The sequence below is a fragment of the Paenibacillus sp. EKM301P genome, assembly GCF_011800295.1.
Lineage (GTDB): Bacteria > Bacillota > Bacilli > Paenibacillales > Paenibacillaceae > Paenibacillus > Paenibacillus polymyxa.
Window position 1 is genome coordinate 140,063 of the sequence record NZ_JAALFM010000004.1, and the last position, 24,164, is coordinate 164,226.

The following is a 24,164-nucleotide window of genomic DNA, read 5'->3' on the forward strand; positions in this document are numbered from 1 at the left end:
GATGAATCATATGTGCGTGGCTCACCGCGGTTTCTCGGGGATTGCTCCCGAGAACACGATGGCAGCCTTTAAGCTTGCGCTGGAACAGCCTTTTGTGCACTGGATTGAACTGGATGTACAGCTGTCAAAGGACGGTGTTCCGGTGGTCTTTCATGATTTTACGCTGGAGCGAACGACGAACGGTACGGGACGAGTAAAGGATGCAGACTGGAAAGACTTACAACGACTCGATGCAGGTAGCTGGAAAAATGCACAATATCACGGGGAACCTATTCCGTCCCTCGCCCAAGTGCTTGATTTGTGCCAGGGACGTGTATCGCTCAATATTGAGCTCAAAACTGCTGGTGATATGTATCCGGGACTAGAGAAAGCCGTCCTTCGTGAAATTATAATGAGGGGGATGGAGGGTGAGGTGGTTTTAACCTCTTTTGAGCGTGCGGCCTTGCGCCGAGCAAAAGAACTGGCACCCGAAATCCGTACCGGACTGATTATCGATGCCCGTCCAGACGATTTGGCAAAGCAATTAGAAAATTTACAATGTTCTTTTTTGTCTATTGGCTATCCACGGTTAGATCGAAAGCTCTTGAAAGATTTGATCGGGCGGGGGATTACGGTCATGGCGTGGACGGTGGATGACCGGCGTATCATGCGGAGATTGTCCTCATTACATCCTGAATTGATGATTTGCACCAACTGGCCGGATCGCTGGGAGCAGGTTTTTTTGCTTTCCAAGCCCCGGTTGTGGCACTATATACGTAAACTTATTCGTTAATCAATTGGACTACATACGCAGAAAGGGTGACGGATCGTAATGAATGTGGAAATTCGTAATGTTTATTGTGTCGGACGCAATTATAAGTTGCATGCGGAGGAACTGGGGAATGATGTTCCCACAGAACCGATGATTTTCTTGAAACCATCTCATGCGGTTGTGCCATTGGATGGTGCTAAGCTGGAGCTTCCTCAGGGTAAGGGAGATATTCATTTTGAGACTGAACTGGTGGTGGCTGTAGGACGTAACTACGAACCAGGCATGACCGCAGATGCGTGTCTGAACGCTTTTGCGTTTGGCATTGATTTTACCCTGCGTGATGTACAAAGTACGCTCAAGAAAAAAGGTCATCCATGGACTGCTGCCAAAGGCTTTAAATCGTCTGCACCTGTGACACCGTTCTTGCCTTTAGAGAGCTTGGACATGCTGGAACAGCAGGATTTTTCCTTGCTCAAAAATGGACAAGAGGTGCAGCGTGGGCATATCAAGGACATGATCTTTTCCATCCAGAACATCGTTGAATATATAGCGACTCAATATGGACTGGGTGAGGGTGACATTATTTTTACAGGTACTCCGGCGGGTGTAGGTCCTACAGCGAGCGGGGACCGCTTTGAGCTTTATTGGGGGAGTGACCGTCAGGGAAGCTTCATCATCGGCTAAATCTACAGACGGCATTAATGAAGATGATTTAAAAAGCCTTGTGAAGGCCGTGTCCTGTGCGAAAGCATGGGGCACGGCTTTTATATAAGCGTATAGCATTGTACAATGATATACAGAACTAAAAGCGAAAAACAGAGATTCATCTCAAATGCGGGGGTATATCATGGACTGGATCATTGGGTTGCTTTCCGCTGCTGTAGTGGCGGGGGCTGCATTTTATAAAAAATCCTTAACCTTATCCGGCTTTGCTGCGGCTGTACTGATGGGAACTGTGTATTATGGGGCGGGCAACCTGTTTTGGTTCGGCACATTGCTCTTATTTTTTATCACGTCCACTCTATTGTCGAAGTTCAAAAAGGAGCGCAAGGCTGAGCTCGAAAAGTCATATGCCAAAACCGGTAACCGGGATGCAGGACAAGTGTGGGCCAATGGGGGATTAGGCATGCTGCTATGTCTAGGTCATGCGATATGGCCTCATGTTGCTTGGCAACTGGCATTTGTCGGTGTTATGGCTACAGTCACAGCTGATACGTGGGCAACGGAATTTGGAAGCCTGAGTCGTAAGCCGCCTCGTTCGGTGCTTACCGGGAAGGTGCTGGCACCCGGAACCTCGGGAGGAGTATCTGTATTGGGAACGGCTGCGGCCTTGGCCGGTGGCATACTGATCGGTATAGGCGCATGGGGCTTTGGATACGCCGTAGGTATGCCGGAATTGCCAATATGGCTGTGGGCACTGATCGGAGGGTTATCTGGCAGTGCTGGAGCCTTCGCTGATTCCTATCTTGGTGCTACAGTGCAGTTGATGCGTTTCTGCCCAGTTTGCAAACGGGAAGTAGAGGTAGACTCGCATTGTGGGCAAACGACAGTCTATCTACGAGGCTGGCATTGGATGAGCAATGATCGGGTGAATAGCATCAGCTCTATTTTTGGAGGATTGGTCGCTCTTGCAGGTATCTTCTTTATGCTATGAGCCAGGCTGGAGATCGTTCTAGAGAATAACTGCGTGCTTCAATCATTGTTTCAGGAGGTGCAAAGATGGGGGATATGCACGGAGATAAATATGAAGCTATTTTGGACGCCGCTTACACTGTCTTCGGCACCAAAGGCTTTTATGAAAGCAAAATTTCCGAAATTGCAGAACAAGCGGGTGTTGCTAAAGGCACGGTATACTTGTACTTTAAAAGTAAAGAGCAGTTATTTACAGCAGTCACACGTAGAGATTGCGAACAATATCTATCCGAAATGCAAGGTGCATTGGTCAATCATACTTTGGGAGAGGGACTGCTGCGGATGGCGAATTTGCATCTCCACTATTATTACAAACGCAAGCAGCATACTAAATTATTTTTTATGACTCCGAATAGTGACCCTGATCTTATGGAGTTTATGCGGGGATTTATTCAGGACTATACCGATCTGGTCAAAAATAAACTGGCGTCAGAGGGTGTGCCGCAGCCCGAATTTCATGCCAAGGCATTCATTGGTATGATGGAACGCCTAAAAATGGATATTTTGTTGAACCAAAATTTCCGTGCATGTGACGTGGATCAGACGGCTGCATTGGCAGCTAATTTATTTATGCATGGCTGTGAGGCCGGAGTACAAAAATTCTGACATGTGGTCTTTTAAAACCGTACTGGCTTTGTTCAGCTAACGGTTTTTTTAATCATTGGCTGTGTCTGTGTTAAAATAAACAAGATGCATCACAAAATCGGGGAAGAGTAGGGAATCTGTAATGAATATTATGACCGTTGAACATATAACCAAAAGCTACGGCGAGAAAATGTTGTTCGAGGATGTTTCCTTTGGTATGGATGAGCGCGACAAAATAGGGGTTGTTGGTGTAAATGGTACTGGCAAATCAACGTTTTTACGTGTAATTTCCGGCCTAGAGCCGCCAGATGACGGTAATATTGCAGTGAACAACGATGTGCGAATTCAGTATCTGGCACAAAATCCGGAGTTTGATCCTGAAATGAAGGTACTCCAGCATATTTTTCATGGCAACCAGCCTGAAATGAAAGCAGTGCGTGAATATACAGAAACGATGGAATTACTGGAATTGAATCCGGGTAGCGAGGAGCTCCAAAACCGCCTGCTGCGAGCAAGTCAGCAAATGGATACGTTCCAAGCATGGCAGCTGGAGAGCGAGGCCAAAAATATACTTACCCGACTGGGAATCACTCAGTTTGAGTCTCGTATGGGCGTTCTCTCTGGTGGTCAGCGTAAACGGGTTGCTTTGGCTGCGGCTTTGATCCAACCTTGTGAGCTGCTCATTTTGGACGAGCCTACCAACCATATTGATAATGATTCCGTTGCGTGGTTGGAGCAATATTTGCAAAAGAGACGTGGTGCGTTGTTAATGATCACGCATGATCGCTATTTTCTGGATAGAGTTGCTAATGTCATGTTAGAGCTGGATCATGGTCGCCTTTTCCGTTATGAGGCTAACTATACCCGTTTTCTGGAGCTGAAGGCAGAACGCGAGGAGCGGGAAGCATCTTCGGAACAAAAAAGGAAGAACCTGCTGCGTAATGAGCTGGCCTGGATTCGTCGAGGAGCAAAGGCACGTTCGACCAAGCAGAAAGCGCGTATTGACCGATATGAGCAGCTTAGGGATCAGCAACCGGAAGCTCGTTCTGGATCTGTAGATATGTCCGTGGCCTCCACACGTCTGGGTAAAAAGATATTGGAGATCGAGCATTTGTCCAAATCGGTAGATTCCCGTAAGCTGATTCAGGATTTGAGTTACATTGCGGTTCCTGGTGATCGTGTGGGCATCCTGGGACCTAACGGGAGTGGAAAATCCACTCTGCTCCAAATGATTGCCCAGCGTGTAGAACCAGATTCCGGCAGTGTTGTATTGGGACCAACTGTGAAGCTCGGTTATTTTACTCAAGAACATCAGGAAATGGACGAATCCTTGCGTGTCATTGAATATATTAAGGAAGAAGCGGAAGTGATTCGTACGGCAGATGGTTCGACGATTACAGCTGCGCAGATGCTGGAGCGTTTTCTGTTTGCACCAAGTGCGCAATGGACGGTTATTTCTCGTTTGTCCGGGGGCGAAAAACGTCGCTTGTATCTGCTGCGTGTCCTTATGTCCGCACCAAATGTACTATTGCTGGATGAACCGACAAATGATCTCGATATTCAGACTCTTTCCGTTTTGGAAGACTATCTGGATGAATTCCCAGGCGTAGTTTTTATCGTTTCCCATGATCGTTATTTCCTGGATCGGACCGTGGACAAAATACTGGCATTCGAAGGGAATGGACAGGTACGTGTACATGTAGGCGACTATAGCGAGTATGCAGAATGGATCAGTAAAAATGCACAGCTTTCTGCGAATACGTCTGTCTCGCCGGGCACAGCTTCCTCGAATCGGTCTTCTGCACCTAAGTCTGCGGGTCCTTCCGAATCAGTCAATGGGGCAAATAAACCCAAGCTTAAATTTACCTTTAAGGAACAGCGGGAATATGAGCAGATTGATGAGCTGATTGAACAAGCCGAACAGAAATTGGTCGACATTCAGCGACAGATGGAGGAATCTTTCAGCGATTCGGCACGGTTGCAGGAGCTGATGGCTGAGCAAGCGAAGGCTGAACAGCATCTAGAGTACCAAATGGAACGTTGGACCTATTTGAATGAGCTAGCCGAGCAAATTGAACAAAGTAAATCTTAAAAATAAAAGCAAGTCTCCATTTAGATGGAGGCTTGCTTTTTTGTAGAAGTAGAAGTATGTGCACCTGTTTTCCATGCAGCATAAAATGGTTAGGCTGTTACATAAGCCACGAGCAGACGGGCAGTGTTTAATACGGCCTGCTTATGCGTGCGCTCCATTGCGTGAGAGGCGTGTACGCCAGGTCCGATCAGTGCGGCACGAATGTTATTGCCTGCTTTAAGCGCAGCCGAAGCGTCTGAACCATAGTGCGGATAAATATCTACCGCATACGGAATATTCAGCTCCTTGGCCAGCTCAATCAGACGGGTCGTCATGTTATAGTCGTAAGGGCCTGAGGAGTCTTTGGCACAGATGGAAACGTCCGTTTCCTTGCAGCTCAGATCTTCACCTATGCAGCCCATGTCGACAGCAATCATCTCACTGATTCCTTCAGGTATGTAGGCCGCCCCGTGCCCCACTTCCTCATAGTTGGAAATGAGCAATTTAACAGTATGTCGAGGCTTCCAGCCTCCATGTACAGATGATTCTAATAAACCAAACAGTGCCGCTACGCTGGCTTTATCATCCAAGTGCCGCGACTTGATAAAGCCACTGGGCGTTACGACTGGGCGCGCTTCGAACGAAATAAAATCGCCCACCGAAATACCGAGCTGAAGCACGTCTTCTTTCGACTCGACAAGCTCGTCAATCCGTACCTCCATATGGCTCTCCTTGCGCTCAAAGCTTCGTGCATCATCATAGACGTGTACGGATGGGTGGCTGGACAGAATAGTGCCCGTATACGTTTGTCCGCTTCTGGTATGAATAAGGCAGTATTCGTTCTCAATGCTGTTCATCATGAAGCCACCCACAGATGTCAGGCGTAGGGTACCTTGCGCTGTAATCGAACGAACCATCGCCCCCAATGTATCCACATGCGCGCTAAGCGCCACTGTATGGTCCGTTTCTTCACCTTCCAGAGTCAGGATAGCACCACCTTTTGCATTCCATTCGATGGGTACCCCTAGCTTTTCGGCTTCCTTACGAATCAGCTCCATCACATGATGTGTATATCCGCTAGGACTGGGCGTGTTCAAAAGCTGATTTAAAAAGCTCATGATATAGTTTTCATTGAATTGAATTGTCATTTGTTGCTCCTCCTCATTTGGACAACCGATCAGGGTTAGAGGACGGTTGCTCTATACCTGGGTCGGATGTAGACACCGTGCTGGAAGAACCAGTCGTGTCATTGGACACATTCGCGTATGCTTCCACTGCCGATGTGTGCTCTTCTTGTAGTGTATGAAGCTGATTAGTCAGACGCTTGATCTCTCTCTGAAGCCTATATTGACGGAAGATTCCGAAAGAACCGACAATAAGTCCACCTAAAAGAGTGCAACCGAGAATAAGCAGAATCAAAGGAATGCTGACCCTGCTAAACAGAAGGTTCACTTGAACCGAATTGACATTAATAACAGCAAAAACAGCTGTTAACAAAGCTATAACAAGTGCTGCAATCAAAGACCATTGTGTTTTCAAAATGCCACCTCCTCCCGTTACATTATAAAATCCCTTGTCCTCCATGGACAAGGGATTTATCCGTGCATCTTTTTAATGCGGGATTCGAAGTGTGCACGGTTTTACTTTCCTTCAGTTAGCTTTTCCATTTCCGTAATGACTTCTTCAAATACGCTCATGGCTTCGCGAATCGGCTGCGGAGAGGACATGTCAACGCCAGCTTTCTTCAAAATATTGATTGAATAATCACTGCCACCGCTCTTTAGGAAGCCTAAGTAACGGTCAACGGCTGGCTGGCCTTCTTCCAGAATCTGTTTCGAAAAACTGGTTGCTGCCGAGAAGCCAGTAGCATATTTGTAGACATAGAAGCTGTTATAGAAATGAGGGATTCGTGCCCATTCCATTTCTATGTCTTTGTCTACCTTCATGCCAGGTCCGTGATATTTCACATTCAAATCATAGTAAATCTCCGACAAAAGCTGCGGTGTAAGGGATTCTCCCTGTTCAGCACGCTCATGTACAATCTTCTCAAATTCCGCAAACATCGTTTGACGGAATACTGTTGTACGGAATTGGTCCGCATAGTAGGTGAGAAGGTACATTTTCTCTTTTGGATCGGTAGACTTGTTCAGCAAATAATCCATCAGCAAGGCTTCATTAGTAGTGGAAGCCACTTCAGCCAGGAAAATGGTATACTGTGCATCTCGGTACTTCAATGCGTTGTCTGAATAGTACGAATGCAACGCATGCCCCATTTCATGCGCAAGCGTGAACATGCTGTTCAGGTTATCTTTATGGTTCAGGAGCACATAAGGGTGGGTGCCATAAGCTCCCCAGCTATAGGCGCCTGTACGCTTATTTTCATTTTCGTATACGTCAATCCAGCGCTCATCGTAGCCTTTTTGCAATGAAGCCAGATAGTCCTCGCCCAGAGGCTTAAGGCCTTCTTTGGTTTGCTTTTTGGCGTCTTCATACGTAATGTCCATCTTGTATTCGTCCACAAGCGGAGCGAATAAATCATACATATGAAGCTCATCCACACCTAACAGCTTCTTACGCAGCTTGATATAACGGTGAAGCAGGGGCAAGCTTTCATGAATCGTATCAATAAGATTCGTATACACTTCTTTCGGAATATTATCACCGTATAGTGACATTTCCAGTACGGAAGGGTATTTGCGAACACGAGAATAAAAAATATTTTTGTTCACATTAGCACTCAATGTAGAGGCAATCGTATTTTTATTTTTGGCATATGTGTCATAAACCGCTTTAAAAGCACGTTCACGTACTTCGCGGTGTGGACTTTCGAGAAATTGGATGTAGCTACCATGAGTCAGCTCGACCTCTTTGCCATGCTCATCCTTGATTTTCGGAAACTTCAGATCCGCGTTGTTAAGCATCCCGAAAATTGTTTGCGGGGCTTGAGCCAGATTGCCAACCTGAGCGAGCAGTGCTTCTTCTGTTTTGCCCAAAATATGAGCTTTTTCCCGCTTCATTTCTTGAAGTGTAAACTTATAATCCGAAAGCTTCGGATCTTCAATGAAGGCATCAAGCTGATGATCGGGCAGCGCCAAAATTTCAGGTGTCACGAATGAAAGAGACTCGCTGACTTCCACGCCTAGTTTTTTAGCTTTTTGCGAAAGACCCTGATATGTAGGTTCAGCCGTATCTTCATCATGGTGAAGATGGGCATACACATATACACGCTCGGTTTTAAGTGACAGCTCATCTTCGAGTTTGAAGCAGTTGCCAATCGCTTCGGCTGAATTGAGCTTGCCTTGGAATTGAGCAGCCTTTTTGGCCAATTGTTTGACTTCTTCGTATTCTTGATCCCATGCCTTGCGGTTGGGGAACAGGTCTTCCAGTTTCCATGTATTTTCCACTGGCGCATCAGCGCGTTTTACAATTTCATTCATGGAGAGCCTCCTCTGATCGAACGTAATGTGGGATAGGGCTGCGGCGGTAAGGGACGGATGCCAAAACGAAGAAACCGCCACGCTTACCGTAAGCAGCAGGGCAAGAGGTTTTACAGGATGCATGTAACGGCATATCCTCCTTATACCATGGCTTGTTATGCCATAGTATGACCTTTTGCCCCTGAAAGTATAATTTTCCTTACTGTGGGTTGGAACCTATATTTAATAAGCTGTATACAATAAGATAAAAGGCAAGGCAAATCATGATTACGGCAGTGAGGGCCATCCACTTTTTGAGAGGAGTCGGTATCGTTTCACGCTTCATGATCAGCACTCCGCCCAGCGTGAAGGCCAGAATAATGAAGATGAGATAGCTGTTGGACACCATGAATAGGCTACACCTGTTTGAAAGCGTTCATGATCCGCTGCCACTCTTCCTCATTATCTTGAAAGGACTGCTTGGGGAAACGATTTTCAGCCCAATGCATCAGCGCCGGACGGCTCAAAAACGTGTGAGCTTCCTCGCCCCAATCATCAGATATTTCCCGCAGAACGATGTAACGGCCCTGCACCTCGACAGTCATCATATTCCACTTGTCTTTTTTGTATATTTCGTGTTTTTTCATCATATGCATGTCTCCGATTTTATAGATGTTTTGGTTCATGATACCGCAGTTTCTGCCGCAAAAGCAAATCATTCCAGACCGTAAAACCCGGAAAAACACCAATTGCAATGTGAAAAAGCATGAAGTATAATATGGATATTCGCCATAGATGGCGGTATTTTTAGGAGGTTGTTCACTTGAAAGGTACAGTTAAATGGTTTAACGCAGAAAAAGGTTATGGCTTCATCCAAGTGGATGGTGGCGAGGATGTATTTGTACATTTCTCCGCAATCCAAGGCGACGGTTTTAAAACTTTGGAAGAAGGTCAAGATGTTGAATTCGAAATTACTGAAGGCAACCGTGGACCACAAGCAGCTAACGTAATCAAACTGTAAGTGTAACTGAATTGTAAGAAATGTTCCGTTTTTACGGATGTCTTATATATTACGGTTAAACGATGAATTGAGAGCGCAGTTCCTTACATTTAAGGAGCTGCGCTTTTTTGCGTAAAAACGTTTATGATATGAGAAGGTTGGGCCGGAATAGGGTATTATACGTAATAAAACTAAGCATGAGTTATTTTAAATTGAGGGAGCTGAGAAAATGAGTGCAGCAGAGGCTGATCGTAATCCTTCCCTGATTGAAGGCCCTATTGCCAAAACACTGTTTATGTTCTCTTTGCCGATGCTGTTCGGAAACATTTTGCAATCCTTGAATGGAACGATTAATTCAATCTGGGTTGGGAAGTTTCTGGGAGAAGCCGCATTGACTGCCGCTTCGAATGGAAATATTATAATGTTCTTTCTGATCAGCTCGATTTTTGGAGTCACCATGGCGGCCACTATTCTGATTGGACAACATATCGGAGCGGGTGACATAGCAGAAACGAAGCGTGTAGTAGGTACAAGCGCTGTCTTTTTCCTGGTGCTTGCTTTTGCTATAGGTATTATTGGGTTTTTGGGCTCACCTTGGATTCTTCATGTGCTCAATACGCCTGCCGAATCAGTCGATATGGCGATCACCTATACGCGCATTATTTTCGCGGGTATGCCCTTTTTGTACGGATATAACTACATCATGACCGTAATGAGAGGGGCTGGAGATTCCAAAACACCATTTTATTTTCTGCTCGTTTCCGTCGTACTGGATGTTTTACTCAACCCACTACTCATATTCGGATGGGGGCCGATCCCTGCTATGGGCATCGGAGGCTCCGCCACAGCTACCCTGATTGCTCAAGGGATCAGCTTTGTATTGATTCTCATTTACCTATATCGTGTAAAATACTTTCTGCGCATTACATCTTCAGAGCTTCACTTACTTCAATTTGATTGGAAGATTATTTGGACTCTTATTCGTAAAGGAGTCCCGATGGGACTGCAGATGATTGCTGTCTCCACCAGTGCGATTGCTTTAATGAACCTGATCAACGGCTACGGGACAGTCGCAGCGGCAGCCTATACAGCAGCTAACAATTTGTCCAGCTATGTGCAGATGCCGGCCATGGCGTTAGGTGCAGCCGTATCTTCCTTCGCCGCTCAAAATATCGGAGCCGGACGCTGGGATCGAGTGCGCAGGACAACCTGGATTGGGATTGTGTATAATTTTGTATTGACTGGTGGGGCTGTAATATTCATTTACGTATTTAACCGTCAAGCCTTACTGATGTTTCTTCCTTCTACGGGAGGGGCATTGGAACTGGGTATGCAGATTAATCTGATCACCTTGTGGTCTTTTGTTATATTCGGTATTACCAATGTCATTACAGGGGTTGTTCGATCTACGGGCTCTGTAATGGTGCCGCTGTTCATTACCATTATTTCATTATGGGGCATTCGTATACCTTTGGCCTATGCATTTGTCGATGAGTATGGGCTGGATGCTGTATGGTGGAGCTTTCCTATTGGTTTTACGATCTCCGCCGTGGCAGTTATTTTCTATTACGTTTTCGGAAAATGGAAGCAGGCTAGCATGGGAGAGGGAAACCAAGGCATGAAGCTGGCCGAGGACAAGGGATAGATAGGACAATTCTACTATTTGCGATTAAAGTTTTATAAGGGTGGATCTAGTTTGACTGTTATTTTTGGCTAATTCAGTGGCACGGCTACAAAGCGTTTTTGTGAGAAGAGCTCATTTTTCTTGAATAGTAAAGAAAAAAGTGAGGTTGTTCATTTGTGCTAAAAGGTCGATCATATTATAATGAATATGGTTTGGATAGGTATAATTACGTAGACAACAATGTGGAGGCACCGTCATTTGAGTTATGTTGAGCAAGGACGTTATCAAGTACCGAGAGGCCCCATAGGTCTAATGAGCCGAATGTACAAGCACATTCTCCCTGAAACGAAACAAGAATTGAGTAACTGGAAGAGCAAGGCCGAACAAATTCCGGACCCTGAGCTGAGAAGTCAGGCGCTTGCGAGCATAGCAGAGAAGACGTTTCACTGCGTGGGGGGAGCGGTTTATGCTGCAGCCAATATGTCTGACCGGCAGACGCTAATTCCACTGATTGTGGCGTACCAGACGATTAGCGATTATCTGGACAACCTGTGTGATCGCAGTACGTCGATGGACCCGGATGATTTCAGGTTGCTGCATCAGTCGATGCTGGATGCGGTTAATCCGACGGCTAGGCCAGTGAATTATTATGAGTTGCGTCGTGAGCAGGAGGATGGCGGTTATTTGACCGGGCTGGTGACAACCTGTCAGTCTTGTGTAAGCAGGCTTCCGGGCTATGAGGCGGCAATGCCTTACGTTCAGGATTTGGCGCGATTATACACGGATTTGCAAGTATACAAGCATATTAAACCCGAGCTGCGGGAACAAGCGCTTTTGGACTGGTGGTCGATTCATAAAGATCGTACACCCGAGCTGCGCTGGAACGAGTTTGCTGCGGCTACTGGCTCAACCCTGGGGGTCTTTATGCTGTTTCTTGCTGCCAGCGACCGGCATCTCACAGATGCGGGGGCTGCCTCAATACATGCATCGTATTTTCCACATGTGTGCAGTCTTCATATTTTGCTGGATTATCTAATCGATCAAGACGAAGACCGGAAGGGCGGAGATCTTAACTTTTGCAATTATTATGAAGATACCGACATGATGCTGGACCGGATCGCCTACGTTGTGAATCGGGCGCGGGCTGATATTGCAGATGTCCCTGCCAGCTCCTTTCACCGGATGATTATCGAGGGATTGCTGGCTTTATATTTATCCGACCCTAAAGTTAGTGAGCAGCAGGATGTTCGCGCTGTTTCGAGACGTTTAATGAAAAATAGTCCGCTCATGCGTTTGTTTTTCTTATTAAACAGTCGATGGATAAGAAGGCTTATATGATTATTTTGAGGAGGTCATAAATCATGACAGCAGTTAAGAAAATTGCAGTATTAACAAGTGGTGGAGATTCACAAGGGATGAACGCGGCAGTTCGCGCCGTCGTGCGTAGCGGATTGTATTTTGGACTGGAAGTATTCGGGATTCAACGTGGATATCAAGGCCTTTTGAACGATGATATTTTTCCAATGGACCTGAGAAGCGTCGGAGATATTATCCAACGTGGGGGTACTGTACTTCAATCTGCAAGATGTCTGGAATTTACGACTGAAGAAGGTCAGAAGCGTGGCGCTGAAATTTTGCGTAATCGTGGAATTGACGGCGTAGTCGTCATCGGTGGCGACGGTTCTTATCAAGGGGCTAACAAGCTGACCAAGCAAGGCATTAAAACCATGTGTCTTCCAGGAACAATTGACAATGATATTTCCTTCACAGACTACACCATTGGTTTTGATACGGCGGTAAGTATTGTAGTGGACGCAATCAACAAGCTGCGTGATACAATGTCTTCCCATGAACGTTCTTCCATCGTGGAAGTTATGGGACGCCATTGTGGAGATATTGCTCTCCATGCGGGTCTGGCTTCCGGTGCAGAAACGATCTTGGTACCTGAGGTAGAATTTGACCTGAATGAAGTATCCGATCGGATGAAACAAAACTTCAAACATGGCAAACGCCACAGTATCATTATCGTTGCTGAGGGTGTAGGCAAAGGCGAAACAGTAGCCAAAGTAATCCAAGAAAACTGTCCGGATTATGAGCCTCGTGTTACAGTGCTTGGACACATTCAACGTGGAGGTACACCAACCGCGTTTGACCGCAACCTGGCAAGCCGTTTGGGTGACTTTGCTGTTCGTCAATTGATTGAGGGTGTATCTGACAAAGCTTGCGGAACGATCGACGGTAAGCTGGTAGCTACAGATATTGGCAAGGTTGTAAGCACCAAAAAAGATTTCAACATGGAGCTTTATGAGTTGGCTCTGCGTTTGTCCCAATAATAAGAACCTTTACGTTTAGTAGATGGGCTCTGATATGGGGAAAATTAAAATTATGCGGATGACCTGAGTCATCCGCTATTTTTTTAGCTTTGAATAGGGGTCAGGAGGTAATCAAGCATGTATTTATTCAAAATGGAAGTGGACAGCTCGGAAGGAGCACTGACCGTCATTCTTGCTGCTGAGAATGAGGAACAGGCATTTGAGGAAATGGACCAACATGTGGAGAGACACTTTTTATATCCCCCCGAGCTAAAGGAAGTGGCTATCGTAGAGAAGAAACGAATTACTGCTGGTGTAGCATATGTAATCGAAACACGCAAAGACTAAGTAGCCTTTGCGTGTTGTTTTTGTTCGGCAAAACGATGTTGCACTCTTACCAAACGCCAGAGAAGTAAAATGGCGCCTACGGCCAGACCTGTAATCAAGCCAATCCAGTAGCCGTAAGGCCCCCACGTGGTCCAGCGTGCGAGTATATACCCTACAGGAAGCCCAATCACCCAATAGGACAGGAATGTGAGTAAAAAGGCCGGATTGACATCTTTATACCCGCGTAGCGCCCCTTGTGTTGGTGTAGCGACAGCATCAGAGATCTGAAAGAAAATCGCATAGATTAAAAAGTGCTGGGCCAATTGAATGACCTGCAGGTCGGTAGAGTAAAGTCGAGCGACCTGTTCACCCCAGATAAGCAGTATAATAGCTGTAATCAATGATAGGCCTACTGCGCTGCTAATGCCCATTACGCTATACGTTTTGGCATCTCGTGGACGGGAAGCTCCTGTTTCAAAGCCGACCAAAATCGTAAGTGCCATGCAAATACTGAGTGGAATCATATACAGCGTAGATGCAAAGTTCATGGCTGCCTGATGAGCGGCTATGGTAGCTGTGTTATAGCTGCTCATGAAGAGCGTGACAGCTGAAAAGACGGCAGTCTCAAAAAATATAGCAAATCCAATAGGTACCCCGATTTTGATAAGCTCTTTTAAAGCACTGGCCGCAATCCCGTATATTTTGCTAAAGATTCGGTATTCGGCAAATATTTTTCCTCGGTGCGCAGTAATACCAGCGACCAGCATAATAATCCAGTAGGTGGTAGCCGTTGCTACCCCGGAGCCTACACCCCCCAAACGGGGAAAACCCCAGTTACCATAAATAAGTAGATAGTTCAATAAAACATTGATGGGCAATGACATGAGCGTGATTAACATCGTAAAACGGGTTTGTCCTAATGCATCCATAAAGCTTCGGAGCACAGTGTAGGCAAATAGAGGGACAACACCAAAGGCCATCGCACAAAGATAGTACAGAGCCACATTATGAACTCTCAATTCCAGATTCATACCGTTTAATATAGGCTTTACCAAAATGATGCCAGCAATTAAAACGACGATGGATAGGACGAGAGACAGCCAAAGAGCCTGAATGACATAGTAGGAGACTTTATCTTTGCGTTGTGCACCCACCAATTGGGATACAATGGGGGTAATAGCCATAAGTATGCCATTAAGGCCTGTTTGTACAGGGACCCATAGGCTTACTCCGATAGCTACTCCAGCTAGATCGGCAGGGGAAAAGTGTCCCGACATATTCGTGTCGAAAAAAGTCATGGCAGATAGTGCAAGCTGGGTAATCAGAATAGGGAGCAAAATGTAAAAAAGCTGCTTCCATTTCTGTCCCATGGTTAGAGTCAATTGCATTTTTGTTATCCTCATTTACTAGGGTTTGATTATTTGTACATATCATAACATGTAAATTTTATTGTAAGGGATACTGCAACAATTGAACAGCCATAAAAAAGACTGCATCCGTTCGTCAAACAACGGGGCAGTCTTCGATAATAAAGATATAAGTTCTAAAATTCGTATAAAAAAAGAGGAGTCAGAAGGATAGTTATTTGTAGGTTACTCCGCTTGTATAGCGGTTAGTGGCATTCCAGAGTAAATATTCGTCCACCTTCATGTCCTTAAGCGCGCGAATTTGGTCCTCGACTTGTGTTTTCCCATATTTGGCATAATGTCCGCTTCCTAACCAACTTGCGGTAAAATCCTGAATCCACGGACGAATAATTGGCTTTAGCTTGCCTGTAGGATCGAGTTTTTTGTGTGTATCGGCCATGGAGCCTTTGATCGTCTGGTAGGGGTTCTTATCTGGGTCCTTCACACCAAACCAGCCTGTTGTATAGTGACTTGGATAAACCATCGGTGAAATGACATCCACATTTTCAGAAATTTTAGTGAAATCCTGTCCGATACCCTCGGCAGCAGGAACGGATGCGGCATATCCGAAAATATCTACCGATACCCTCACACCTAGTGGAGCAAGCTCTTTACGGGCATATTGTACGAATTCAGCGACCGTATCCGAGCGGGATTGATCGGATTTGGTATATTTTAGTTTGTCTGCTCTTTTTTCAAAACCTTCAGGGAAACGTACATAGTCAAATTGGATTTCCTTAAACCCGAGTTTTGCTGCTTCCTTGGCAATGGCGATATTATAATCCCATACTTCTTTATTATAGGGATTGACGAACCCATCTCCCTTGCCGTTTTTCCAAACAGAGCCGTCAGCATTGCGGAAGGACATCTCAGGATTTTTGTTGGCCAATACCGTATCCTTAAATACAACAATACGAGCAATCGGATAGACATTATGTTTTTTCAAACGGTCCATCAAACCGGAAATATCTTTAATGAATTTTTGCGGCTTGCCCAATTTCAGAAGCTCGGGGTTGGTCGTTGGATAAGTGATGTAACCTGCATCGTCCTTAATATCGATAACCATGGAATTGAGCTCTGTCTTGTCCAGTAATTCGAGTAGCTGAGTCATACGTGAACCGCCTGCGCTATAGGCTGTGACATAGATACCTTTAATAGCTGGCGTGGTCGGCTGTGGGTCAATTTTAACCGGCGGATTGGAGGCATCTACCTTTGTATTACTGTGTTGTGCCTGGATCATGGCACTGCTGATTGTCGTTGCCACCGTATCTTTTACATTTGGAGCGTTGGCTGACTGGCCCCCGTTTCCGCCTATTCCCATTGCCAATAGCATAATTGCCCAAATCATATTCATTTCCTAACTCTCTCCCTTATGTATGGCGCTTACCTGATTATACGTAAAGTTATGGATCGAAAAAACAACACGCTTGTAACCAATACTGGTATCATCAGGCATAGTCTTACATGATTAACCTAACTATCGCTCGATGAATCCGTAAATAGGCATAAATAATGCCGCTCTCTTCACGGTTGTGGATGCAACCGGAAGAAGCGGCACTTGGCAAAAAAATTTATTGAAGATAGTTATTGTCTTGGTGCTCACAAATACTGTACTGAATAATTTCAAGCGCATCCGTTGGCTTGAGTATGGACAACCCGTCTCGAAGCACAATCATCGAGTTTAACTCATTCTTTTTGAGAGAAGGGAGCATTTCCGGGTACCATCTTAAGACAATGTCGGACAGTTTTACCGTTTCCATTTCCACAAAAATCACCCTTTCCTGCTCGGAATCATTCCAAAAGAATCATTCAATACGATTCGGAAAAGCAAAGTGCCTGTGAAATAGCAGGTAAAGCTGGTCTTTATATACTATGGGAACAGCGCACATATAGTGTACCACAAAAACAGTATTTTGACACTTGGGTTTGTGCTTATCTTCGGCGGAATGAACCCATTACTCCAACCGTTTCCACAATATTGACAAAAGCAGAAGGGTCTACTTCCTTAATGATGCGTTTTAATTCAACAAGCTCGTAGCGTGTCGTAACAGTCATCAGCATGTCCTTTTCGGTATGTGAAAATGCACCTTCAATTTTTATTTTGCTGACACCTCGTGGCGTGGTCAACATTCGGCTGAGTAACTGGTCAGTATGCTCTGTAATGATGTAGACGGTGATCTTCGTATGACTTACATAGATTTGATCCAACACTTTACCAGTCACAAAAATGGATAACATAGAAGCCAGTGCAATATTCCAATCATCGTTCAAATATCCTGCTGCGAGAATGACCAGTCCATTCATGCCCACAAGTACAGTTCCGACGGGGAAGTCACGATATGTGGTAACGATGGAGCCGATAATGTCAAAACCGCCCGTAGACCCTCCTACCCGAAAGGAAATACCCGCCCCAACGCCGACCATTACCCCACCAAAGACAGAGGCCAGCAGGGGATCAGACACAACAGATTGTACGGGTACCCAGGCCAAAATCCACGTGGTAACGATAACCGATAGAATGCTCAGACTAATAAAACGCTTGCCTAAAATAAACCAGCCTGCAATAAGCATTGGGATATTGATGATAAAATACATGGTGCTGATATCGAATTTTGTGAAATAGCCAATTAGCATGGAAAGTCCGGCTACTCCCCCGCTCAGTAAGTGATGTGGGACGAGAAACAGATTAAAACCGCATGCTATGGCAGCGGCTCCAAGAATAACAGTTAAGCAGTTTAACACTATTTTTAACAACTTTTTTTCACCTCATTTTAATTATACAGAAAGCAACTTACTGGTATTCATGAATTGTTCTGTGCTATAATGCGATGTGGATATTCTTGAGTAGGGACCTATGTCCAGAGAAACACTTAAAATTTAAACTGTTTTAAAAAGGATAAATTCGTTTAAGATGTATCGGATAGGGTTCCCCGAATTCATTACAGAAAGATGCAGTTATAGAGTTAAATAAACTGTCACTGTATTGGGGAAAACTTATACAATAATATCGCTACTTAAGAATACAGACAACATTGTGGATTGTCCACCACATCCACCATTATGAAGGAGTTTGAATAAATTTGACGACATTTGCAGAATTTGATCTTGAACCGAAGGTAATTCAGGCGATTACGGAGCTGGGGTTTGAAGAAGCAACACCTATTCAATCCAAATCCATCCCGATTGCATTGCAAGGGAAAGACATGATTGGTCAAGCCCAAACGGGTACGGGTAAAACCGCTGCGTTTGGTATTCCGATGATCAATAAAATTTCTAAAAACGATGAAAAAATCAGAGCCCTGATAATGGCTCCAACACGTGAGCTTGCTATTCAGGTGGCTGAAGAAATCGAAAAACTCTCCCGCTTTAAAGGTCTTCGCACTTTGCCGATCTATGGTGGACAAGATATCGTACGCCAGATTCGCGCTTTGAAAAAGAAACCTCAAATTATTATCGGTACACCAGGACGTTTGCTTGATCATATTAATCGTAAAACCATTAAGCTAGAAGACGTGAACACCGTTGTTTTGGATGAAGCAGATGAAATGCTGGATATGGGCTTCATGGAAGATATTCAGTCCATTCTGAAGCAGGTTCCAGACGAGCGTCAAACGATGCTGTTCTCGGCTACAATGCCTCCTAACATTAAAAGATTGGCTGAGCAATTCCTTAAAGATCCTGAGCATGTATCCGTTATTCCTAAACAAGTTAGTGCTCCGCTGATTGATCAAGCCTATATTGAAGTTCCTGAGCGTCAAAAATTTGAAGCATTAAGCCGTTTGATCGACATGGAATCCCCAGAACTTGCTATCGTATTCGGTCGCACTAAGCGCCGGGTAGACGAGCTGGCTGAAGCTCTGCAAAAACGTGGTTATTCCGCAGACGGTTTGCATGGTGACTTGTCTCAAAACCAGCGTGATGCTGTTATGCGTAAATTCCGTGACGGAAGTATTGACGTACTCGTAGCGACTGACGTTGCTGCCCGTGGTTTGGACGTTTCTGGCGTAACTCACGTTGTGAACTTTGACCTTCCGCAAGATCCAGAGAGCTATGTTCACCGTATCGGACGTACGGGACGTGCAGGTAAAGAAGGGGAAGCTTGGTCATTCGTAACGCCTCGTGAAATTGACCATTTGCATTTCATTGAGCGTGTAACCCGTCACCGCATTCCACGTAAGCCTCTTCCAACGTTGGCAGAAGCTCTGGAAGGCAAACAACGTATCATCGCAGAACGCCTTCTAGAGGTTGTAGAAAAAGGCGAGCTGAATGAGTACAAAGGTTTGGCTATTCAAATGCTGGAGCAATATGATTCTGTACAACTACTCTCTGCTGCTCTGAAGCTGATGACTGGTGAGAAGAGAGAGGCATCTATTGAACTGACTCCGGAAGATCCGATCCGTGCAAAACGTCGTAAACCAGACGTGCGTTCTGGCGGACGCAAGCCTTCCAACTATAGTGGACGCAGCAACGGTGGCTACAATTCCAACCGTGGCGGTAGCGGCAGTAAAGGTGGATACGGCGGTTACAACCGTGGCAAAGAAGGCGGTGGCTACAACCGTGATTCCGGAAGCCGCTATAGTGGAGATCGCAAACCACGCCCGAGCAGCAATGGCGAAACTCGCCGTCCTGCAAGACGTGAAGATTCCTCTTCTGAATAATAAGAAATAAGTGATTAAAAAGTCGAAGCTAATGCTAGCTTCGGCTTTTTTTGATCGGTAAGTATGAATTTTATGGGATTTGCTTTAATGGACCACGTATGGATTTCACTAGCGCTTTAGGGATGAAATACGGTATGATATAGTCAAGAGCCGGAATTAACAGGCATAGCAACATAAGTCTTGGAACTGCCAAGGCTTGCGGAGGGAGAGACTAACATTGGAATTTAAAGGAGCTATGGGGGGGATTTACCGCCTAACCGAGTGGATTACCCGGCTGGCGGCTAGCAATTTGTTGTGGGTGTTATGTTCATCGCCTTTTGTATTCTGCCTCATACTGAAATTACTGGTTATGAATCAGAATTTGGCGAATGAATCGTTACAAATGAACTGGGCGATGGCTATTTTGGCACCGCTTACTTTATTTCCAGCAACATCGGCTTTGTTCTCAGTGGTTCGCAAATGGGTGATGGGCGATACCGATACAGGCGTGTTTCGTACCTTCTTTAAAGGATATAAAGAGAACTATAAGCAGAGTCTGATTGGGGGTATCTTTTACACGTTACTGTTTGTCGTCATGTATGTGGATTACACTGTATATATGACACAGCTCAGCAACTTGCAAATCGTGGGTGTTATCATGCTGATCCTCATCATTATTTTGCTTGTGTCTATGTTTAACTTCTTTTCGATGGTAGCTCATTATCATATGTCTACCGGACAAATTATTAAAAATGCGGTTTTATTGACGCTGATTCGACCATTCCGTGTATTTTCCACCATGCTCGGCAGCGCCGTTGTTATATACATTGGAGTTAAATATCCCGTGCTTTTCTTATTCTTCATCGGCAGTGTAGTTGCCTGGTTCGCTTTTTTTAATTTTTACGGAACCTTCCTCAAAATGCAGGATCAAATGGAGAAAATGAAACAGAAAGACGAAGAAAAGGCAACCATTGAAGACAAGAAAAGTGATAACCTCTAAAAATAAAACATATTTCTCCTAGCATTTACTTTCTGAGTGAGAAGCGCTATAATAAGGTCACATCCTGCGATGCACGTTACGGTCATTTGTTGTTTTGAACCAATGACAATGTCTAGGGAGATCTATACGAATGAATAGCTGAAAAGCCCTGTCAATTGCTGACAAGGGGACTTCAAAAGTTTATTCTGCGGTCACCCACCTGCTAAAGCAGGTTCAGAAGACGCTATGGTCGGACGGCATCGGCGGGTACTCCATAATGTAATGAACACACTCTGGTACTGCTTATGCAGAAACAGGGTGTTTTTTGTATGCAACAATGTTAAACTAAGACATGAGGTACTAAGGTCGCATACCACAGGCATGATCGGACTCAATTTCGGTTGTTTATCGTGTTTTATAAAGCGCTTGCAGCAGAGGAAGCCGATGTGTCGTATGATAGGTAGCGATTATCGTGAAGGAGGAAATGTCTTGTCGTTGAAGAGGACTCTGGTAGGGATTGTGCGCAGCCAAGAAGGTACAAGCGACCGGGTCAAGGACCCCCAAATGAAGACACGCTATTATAACTTATCGAGAGACAAGGCTTGGGAAGAAGTATCATCTATCCTAAAAAAGATTCCTGGCTACAAGGTGCTCCATGAGGTAGCATCTGTAGGTGAGATTACGTTGGAGAAGCGAACGGCGTTCGGCAGAACCGTCGACATTACCGTTTCGATTTTATCTGTCTCGCCAGTTCGAAGTGCGGTGGATATTTATTCTGCTTCACGTGGATCGTTAGGGGACTTGGGTGCCAATTACCGCATTATTTTGCAACTGTTCACTATGATCGACAAGAAGCTGTCTGCTTATAAGGTCGTACAGTAGTAGCAGGTTGTGGGAGCAGTGATGTGGTAGACAAACATCAAAAAAAGCGAGGAAGGCAATCCTTCACTCGCTTTTTTAATATTCGGTCCTGATTTAGACCAGTTTTTTTACGGCTGCAATCGCTTGATCATAGTCAGGATGCTCGGCCATTTCGCTCAAGTATTCTACGTAAGCGATTTTGTCATTTTGGTCAATGACAAAAATAGCTCTATGATCCAAATGGAATTCCTTAATGAATACACCATAAGCTTCACCAAAGGAATGATCTTTGTAGTCGGACAGTGTCAATACGCGATCAATACCAGCCGCACCGCACCAACGAGCTTGAGCGAAAGGCAAATCCACGCTGACCGTCAGTACCACAACTTGGTCCCCCAGGGAGTCTGCTTCCTGGTTGAAACGTCGCGTCTGTGCGTCACACACGCCTGTATCTAGAGAAGGGACAACGCTAATCAGTTTGACTTTGCCTGCAAAGTCTTGAAGCGTAGCTGCTTCCAATAAGTCTTTCTGTAATTTGAAATCAGGCGCCTGATCTCCAATTTTCAGTTCAGGACCTATGAGAGTCAAAGGATTGCCTTTAAAAGTAGCAACTCCTGTACGTTCTTGTGCCATATGTAATAGCCTCCTTTGGTTTTTGGCATTGGTTATCGTTGCCGAAATCTATTATAATCTTTTATAAAAGACATTGTCCAATTTGAATAAGGTGGAGACACCCCATGAAGGAAGGATTGCCTTGATTTTTTTACGTTATGAGAACTGGAAAAGTTATTTGCGGTTTTACCCGGTAACCTGTCTGATTTTGCTTATCAATATTGTGATGTTTATTGTACTGACCGTGCAAGGTGGATCGGAAAATAGTTTGACGCTGATCCGGTATGGGGCTTTGATTAATGAGGCGCCATTCACTGACCAGCTGTGGCGGTATGTGTCAGCTATGTTTTTACATGCAGGCTTTGATCATCTTCTGTTTAATTCCTTTGCAATACTTGTATTCGCTCCTCCGCTGGAGCGTTTGCTCGGGTCCTTACGATATGTGTTATTGTATCTAGTCACGGGCATTGTAGGGAATATACTGTCCATTGCACATTACAACATGCTGGCGGAAACGACAGTCTCTGTAGGAGCCTCAGGAGCGATTTATGGCATCTATGGGGCGTTTCTGTACGTTGCCTTATTCCATCGTTCCTTGATGGATGATGCTTCGCGCAAAACGCTGTACACGCTGCTTGGGTTTGGTATTCTGTTTTCTTTTGCTGTAGCGAACATTAACTGGACCGCTCACTTTGGGGGATTGCTCAGTGGGTTTTTCTTTTATGGATTATTGATTAGATTAACTGGCCAGCGCAAACGTCACTAAAGACAGCTTTATCGTAAGTTATCAGGGTAAGAAAGAGGATGATGTTCGATGGACATCTTCTTTCGGATGTTGAAAAACAGATTGGAGCGAATATCGGAGTGGAATTACGACAGTTGCAATACTTCATGAAAGTAGCGCAAAAAGAACATGTCACTCAGGCAGCCGAGGAGCTACATGTGGCGCAATCTGCGGTAAGTCGGCAAATTCATCAGCTTGAAGAAGAGCTGGGAGTTAATCTTTTTATGCAAAAGGGTCGCAATCTGCAGCTTACGCCAGTGGGACAGCTATTTTGCAAACGGGTGGAAACGATCATGAAAGACCTGGAGCGGGCTGTTTTGGAAGTGCATGAGTTTTTAGACCCTGAGGGGGGCGAAATCCGTATCGGTTTTCCGCACAGTTTGGGGATTCATCTTATTCCTACAGTGGTGGCTGAATTCCGTAAGCGGTATCCCAATGTTAAATTCAGATTTAAACAAGGGATGTACCCGAGTTTAATTCGTGATGTGTTAGCGGGTGAGGTGGATTTGGCTTTTGTATCTCCTTTTCCAGATCGACATGACCATGTCGAGGGGGATGTGGTGTTAACCGAGGAGTTATTTGCAGTTTTGCCGCCCAATCATCCTTTGGCTTCAGCCGAACACATCACATTGAGCCAGCTTAAGGGAGAAAAATTCATCTTGTTCAGAGATGGATATTCGTTACGCCCGATTGTCTGGCAGGCCTGTCTGGAGGCTGGATTTACACCGGATATTGCTTTTGAAGGCGAAGAGACTGATACGATTCGCGGATTAGTAGCTGCAGGTATGGGGGTTAGTCTTCTGCCTGAAATGGCGCTGTTTCAGACTAACCCGTTGCAACCTGCAAGGGTGTCGATTGTTGATCCAGAGGTGACAAGAACGATTGGCTTGATTCATCGCAGAGATGACAAGCTTCCATTAGTTGCTAAATCGTTCCGAACTTTTCTATTGCAATATTTTGGCCTTCATGGTAATGCTGCTACTTCGAACAAAACGGCAAAAGCAGATTGAGACTACGAAGTATAGTTTATTGGCTTAAGATCAAGAAAAAAAGGTTGTTTCTCTACCGTCATTGGTGGAGGAACAACCTTTTTTGCAATACAAGTGA

25 protein-coding genes and 1 other RNA gene are annotated in these 24,164 nt (G+C 45.1%); 16 read left to right on the forward strand and 10 right to left on the reverse strand.

Going from position 1 to position 24,164, the window contains the following annotated elements; genetic code table 11:
• The first annotated feature begins 1 nt into the window (after position 1).
• The 5 genes from HFD99_RS12050 to HFD99_RS12070 all read left to right on the forward strand — a co-directional run bounded on the left by HFD99_RS12050 (position 2) and on the right by HFD99_RS12070 (position 5,120).
• The gene (locus HFD99_RS12050; protein WP_090887381.1) at positions 2 to 772 is read left to right on the forward strand and encodes a glycerophosphodiester phosphodiesterase; all 771 of its coding nucleotides are present in this window, start codon (positions 2 to 4) and stop codon (positions 770 to 772) included.
• A gap of 39 nt (positions 773 to 811) precedes the next feature.
• A complete protein-coding gene (locus HFD99_RS12055; RefSeq protein ID WP_090887378.1) occupies positions 812 to 1,435 on the forward strand; it encodes a fumarylacetoacetate hydrolase family protein in 624 nt (207 codons plus the stop codon).
• Positions 1,436 to 1,598: 163 nt separating this feature from the next.
• Positions 1,599 to 2,405: a DUF92 domain-containing protein gene (locus HFD99_RS12060; RefSeq protein WP_090887375.1), complete on the forward strand. Its 807-nt coding sequence runs from the start codon at positions 1,599 to 1,601 to the stop codon at positions 2,403 to 2,405.
• A 65-nt stretch (positions 2,406 to 2,470) separates the two neighbouring features.
• On the forward strand, positions 2,471 to 3,049 hold the full coding sequence (locus HFD99_RS12065) for a TetR/AcrR family transcriptional regulator (protein ID WP_123797071.1): 579 nt from the start codon (positions 2,471 to 2,473) through the stop codon (positions 3,047 to 3,049).
• 121 nt (positions 3,050 to 3,170) lie between these two features.
• Entirely contained in the window at positions 3,171 to 5,120 is a 1,950-nt protein-coding gene (locus HFD99_RS12070) for an ABC-F family ATP-binding cassette domain-containing protein (protein ID WP_016819716.1), read from the forward strand.
• An 89-nt stretch (positions 5,121 to 5,209) separates the two neighbouring features.
• On the opposite strand, the gene HFD99_RS12075 is transcribed toward HFD99_RS12070, so the two are convergent.
• The 5 genes from HFD99_RS12075 to HFD99_RS12095 form a co-directional block, all read right to left on the reverse strand.
• Positions 5,210 to 6,247 (reverse strand): M42 family metallopeptidase, encoded by a 1,038-nt coding sequence (locus HFD99_RS12075; RefSeq protein WP_016819717.1) that lies wholly within the window; start codon positions 6,245 to 6,247, stop codon positions 5,210 to 5,212.
• 13 nt (positions 6,248 to 6,260) lie between these two features.
• Complete coding sequence (locus tag HFD99_RS12080) at positions 6,261 to 6,683, reverse strand: LapA family protein (RefSeq protein WP_016819718.1); 423 nt, start codon at positions 6,681 to 6,683, stop codon at positions 6,261 to 6,263.
• Positions 6,684 to 6,739: 56 nt separating this feature from the next.
• A complete protein-coding gene (gene pepF / locus HFD99_RS12085; RefSeq protein ID WP_123797130.1) occupies positions 6,740 to 8,536 on the reverse strand; it encodes an oligoendopeptidase F in 1,797 nt (598 codons plus the stop codon).
• A gap of 199 nt (positions 8,537 to 8,735) precedes the next feature.
• A complete protein-coding gene (locus tag HFD99_RS12090; protein ID WP_016819720.1) occupies positions 8,736 to 8,924 on the reverse strand; it encodes a hypothetical protein in 189 nt (62 codons plus the stop codon).
• Between the two features lie 7 nt (positions 8,925 to 8,931).
• On the reverse strand, positions 8,932 to 9,165 hold the full coding sequence (locus HFD99_RS12095) for a hypothetical protein (RefSeq protein WP_014599632.1): 234 nt from the start codon (positions 9,163 to 9,165) through the stop codon (positions 8,932 to 8,934).
• A gap of 173 nt (positions 9,166 to 9,338) precedes the next feature.
• On the opposite strand from HFD99_RS12095, the gene HFD99_RS12100 reads away from it, so the two are divergent.
• The 5 genes from HFD99_RS12100 to HFD99_RS12120 all read left to right on the forward strand — a co-directional run bounded on the left by HFD99_RS12100 (position 9,339) and on the right by HFD99_RS12120 (position 13,799).
• Positions 9,339 to 9,536 carry a cold shock domain-containing protein gene (locus HFD99_RS12100; protein WP_016819721.1) on the forward strand — a complete coding sequence of 66 codons (198 nt, stop codon included), beginning with the start codon at positions 9,339 to 9,341 and terminating at the stop codon, positions 9,534 to 9,536.
• A 208-nt stretch (positions 9,537 to 9,744) separates the two neighbouring features.
• Positions 9,745 to 11,160, forward strand: coding sequence for an MATE family efflux transporter (locus tag HFD99_RS12105; protein ID WP_123797073.1), 1,416 nt, complete (start codon positions 9,745 to 9,747; stop codon positions 11,158 to 11,160).
• Positions 11,161 to 11,397: 237 nt separating this feature from the next.
• Positions 11,398 to 12,477 carry a tetraprenyl-beta-curcumene synthase family protein gene (locus tag HFD99_RS12110; RefSeq protein ID WP_016819723.1) on the forward strand — a complete coding sequence of 360 codons (1,080 nt, stop codon included), beginning with the start codon at positions 11,398 to 11,400 and terminating at the stop codon, positions 12,475 to 12,477.
• A gap of 23 nt (positions 12,478 to 12,500) precedes the next feature.
• Positions 12,501 to 13,472, forward strand: coding sequence for a 6-phosphofructokinase (gene pfkA, locus HFD99_RS12115; RefSeq protein ID WP_016819724.1), 972 nt, complete (start codon positions 12,501 to 12,503; stop codon positions 13,470 to 13,472).
• A gap of 117 nt (positions 13,473 to 13,589) precedes the next feature.
• Positions 13,590 to 13,799, forward strand: coding sequence for a DUF3906 family protein (locus HFD99_RS12120; protein ID WP_017425844.1), 210 nt, complete (start codon positions 13,590 to 13,592; stop codon positions 13,797 to 13,799).
• Here the strand turns inward: HFD99_RS12120 and HFD99_RS12125 are convergent.
• The 4 genes from HFD99_RS12125 to HFD99_RS12140 all read right to left on the reverse strand — a co-directional run bounded on the left by HFD99_RS12125 (position 13,796) and on the right by HFD99_RS12140 (position 17,938).
• Positions 13,796 to 15,166: an MATE family efflux transporter gene (locus HFD99_RS12125; protein ID WP_019686907.1), complete on the reverse strand. Its 1,371-nt coding sequence runs from the start codon at positions 15,164 to 15,166 to the stop codon at positions 13,796 to 13,798. The two genes, HFD99_RS12120 and HFD99_RS12125, sit on opposite strands and share 4 nt — an antisense overlap.
• A 193-nt stretch (positions 15,167 to 15,359) precedes the next feature.
• Positions 15,360 to 16,538: a putative glycoside hydrolase gene (locus HFD99_RS12130; RefSeq protein WP_016819727.1), complete on the reverse strand. Its 1,179-nt coding sequence runs from the start codon at positions 16,536 to 16,538 to the stop codon at positions 15,360 to 15,362.
• A 217-nt stretch (positions 16,539 to 16,755) separates the two neighbouring features.
• Positions 16,756 to 16,944 carry a hypothetical protein gene (locus tag HFD99_RS12135; protein WP_014599634.1) on the reverse strand — a complete coding sequence of 63 codons (189 nt, stop codon included), beginning with the start codon at positions 16,942 to 16,944 and terminating at the stop codon, positions 16,756 to 16,758.
• A 172-nt stretch (positions 16,945 to 17,116) separates the two neighbouring features.
• The gene (locus HFD99_RS12140) at positions 17,117 to 17,938 is read right to left on the reverse strand and encodes a YitT family protein (RefSeq protein WP_016819728.1); all 822 of its coding nucleotides are present in this window, start codon (positions 17,936 to 17,938) and stop codon (positions 17,117 to 17,119) included.
• A gap of 326 nt (positions 17,939 to 18,264) precedes the next feature.
• On the opposite strand from HFD99_RS12140, the gene HFD99_RS12145 reads away from it, so the two are divergent.
• The 4 genes from HFD99_RS12145 (at position 18,265) to HFD99_RS12160 (ending at position 21,682) form a co-directional block, all read left to right on the forward strand.
• Positions 18,265 to 19,842 (forward strand): DEAD/DEAH box helicase, encoded by a 1,578-nt coding sequence (locus HFD99_RS12145; protein WP_013370492.1) that lies wholly within the window; start codon positions 18,265 to 18,267, stop codon positions 19,840 to 19,842.
• A gap of 217 nt (positions 19,843 to 20,059) precedes the next feature.
• Positions 20,060 to 20,821, forward strand: coding sequence for a YesL family protein (locus tag HFD99_RS12150; protein WP_016819729.1), 762 nt, complete (start codon positions 20,060 to 20,062; stop codon positions 20,819 to 20,821).
• 58 nt (positions 20,822 to 20,879) lie between these two features.
• A non-coding RNA gene (ssrS, locus tag HFD99_RS12155) (6S RNA) lies at positions 20,880 to 21,074 on the forward strand.
• A gap of 215 nt (positions 21,075 to 21,289) precedes the next feature.
• Positions 21,290 to 21,682, forward strand: coding sequence for a DUF1499 domain-containing protein (locus HFD99_RS12160; protein ID WP_039277012.1), 393 nt, complete (start codon positions 21,290 to 21,292; stop codon positions 21,680 to 21,682).
• Between the two features lie 93 nt (positions 21,683 to 21,775).
• Here HFD99_RS12160 and tpx read toward each other — a convergent pair whose 3' ends face one another.
• Complete coding sequence (gene tpx / locus HFD99_RS12165) at positions 21,776 to 22,294, reverse strand: thiol peroxidase (protein WP_013370495.1); 519 nt, start codon at positions 22,292 to 22,294, stop codon at positions 21,776 to 21,778.
• 121 nt (positions 22,295 to 22,415) lie between these two features.
• Between tpx and HFD99_RS12170 the strand changes: the two genes are divergently transcribed.
• Together HFD99_RS12170 and HFD99_RS12175 are read left to right on the forward strand one after the other, a co-directional pair.
• A complete protein-coding gene (locus tag HFD99_RS12170) occupies positions 22,416 to 23,039 on the forward strand; it encodes a rhomboid family intramembrane serine protease (protein ID WP_123797074.1) in 624 nt (207 codons plus the stop codon).
• A 98-nt stretch (positions 23,040 to 23,137) separates the two neighbouring features.
• Complete coding sequence (locus HFD99_RS12175; protein ID WP_025364562.1) at positions 23,138 to 24,067, forward strand: LysR family transcriptional regulator; 930 nt, start codon at positions 23,138 to 23,140, stop codon at positions 24,065 to 24,067.
• Positions 24,068 to 24,164 lie beyond the last annotated feature (97 nt).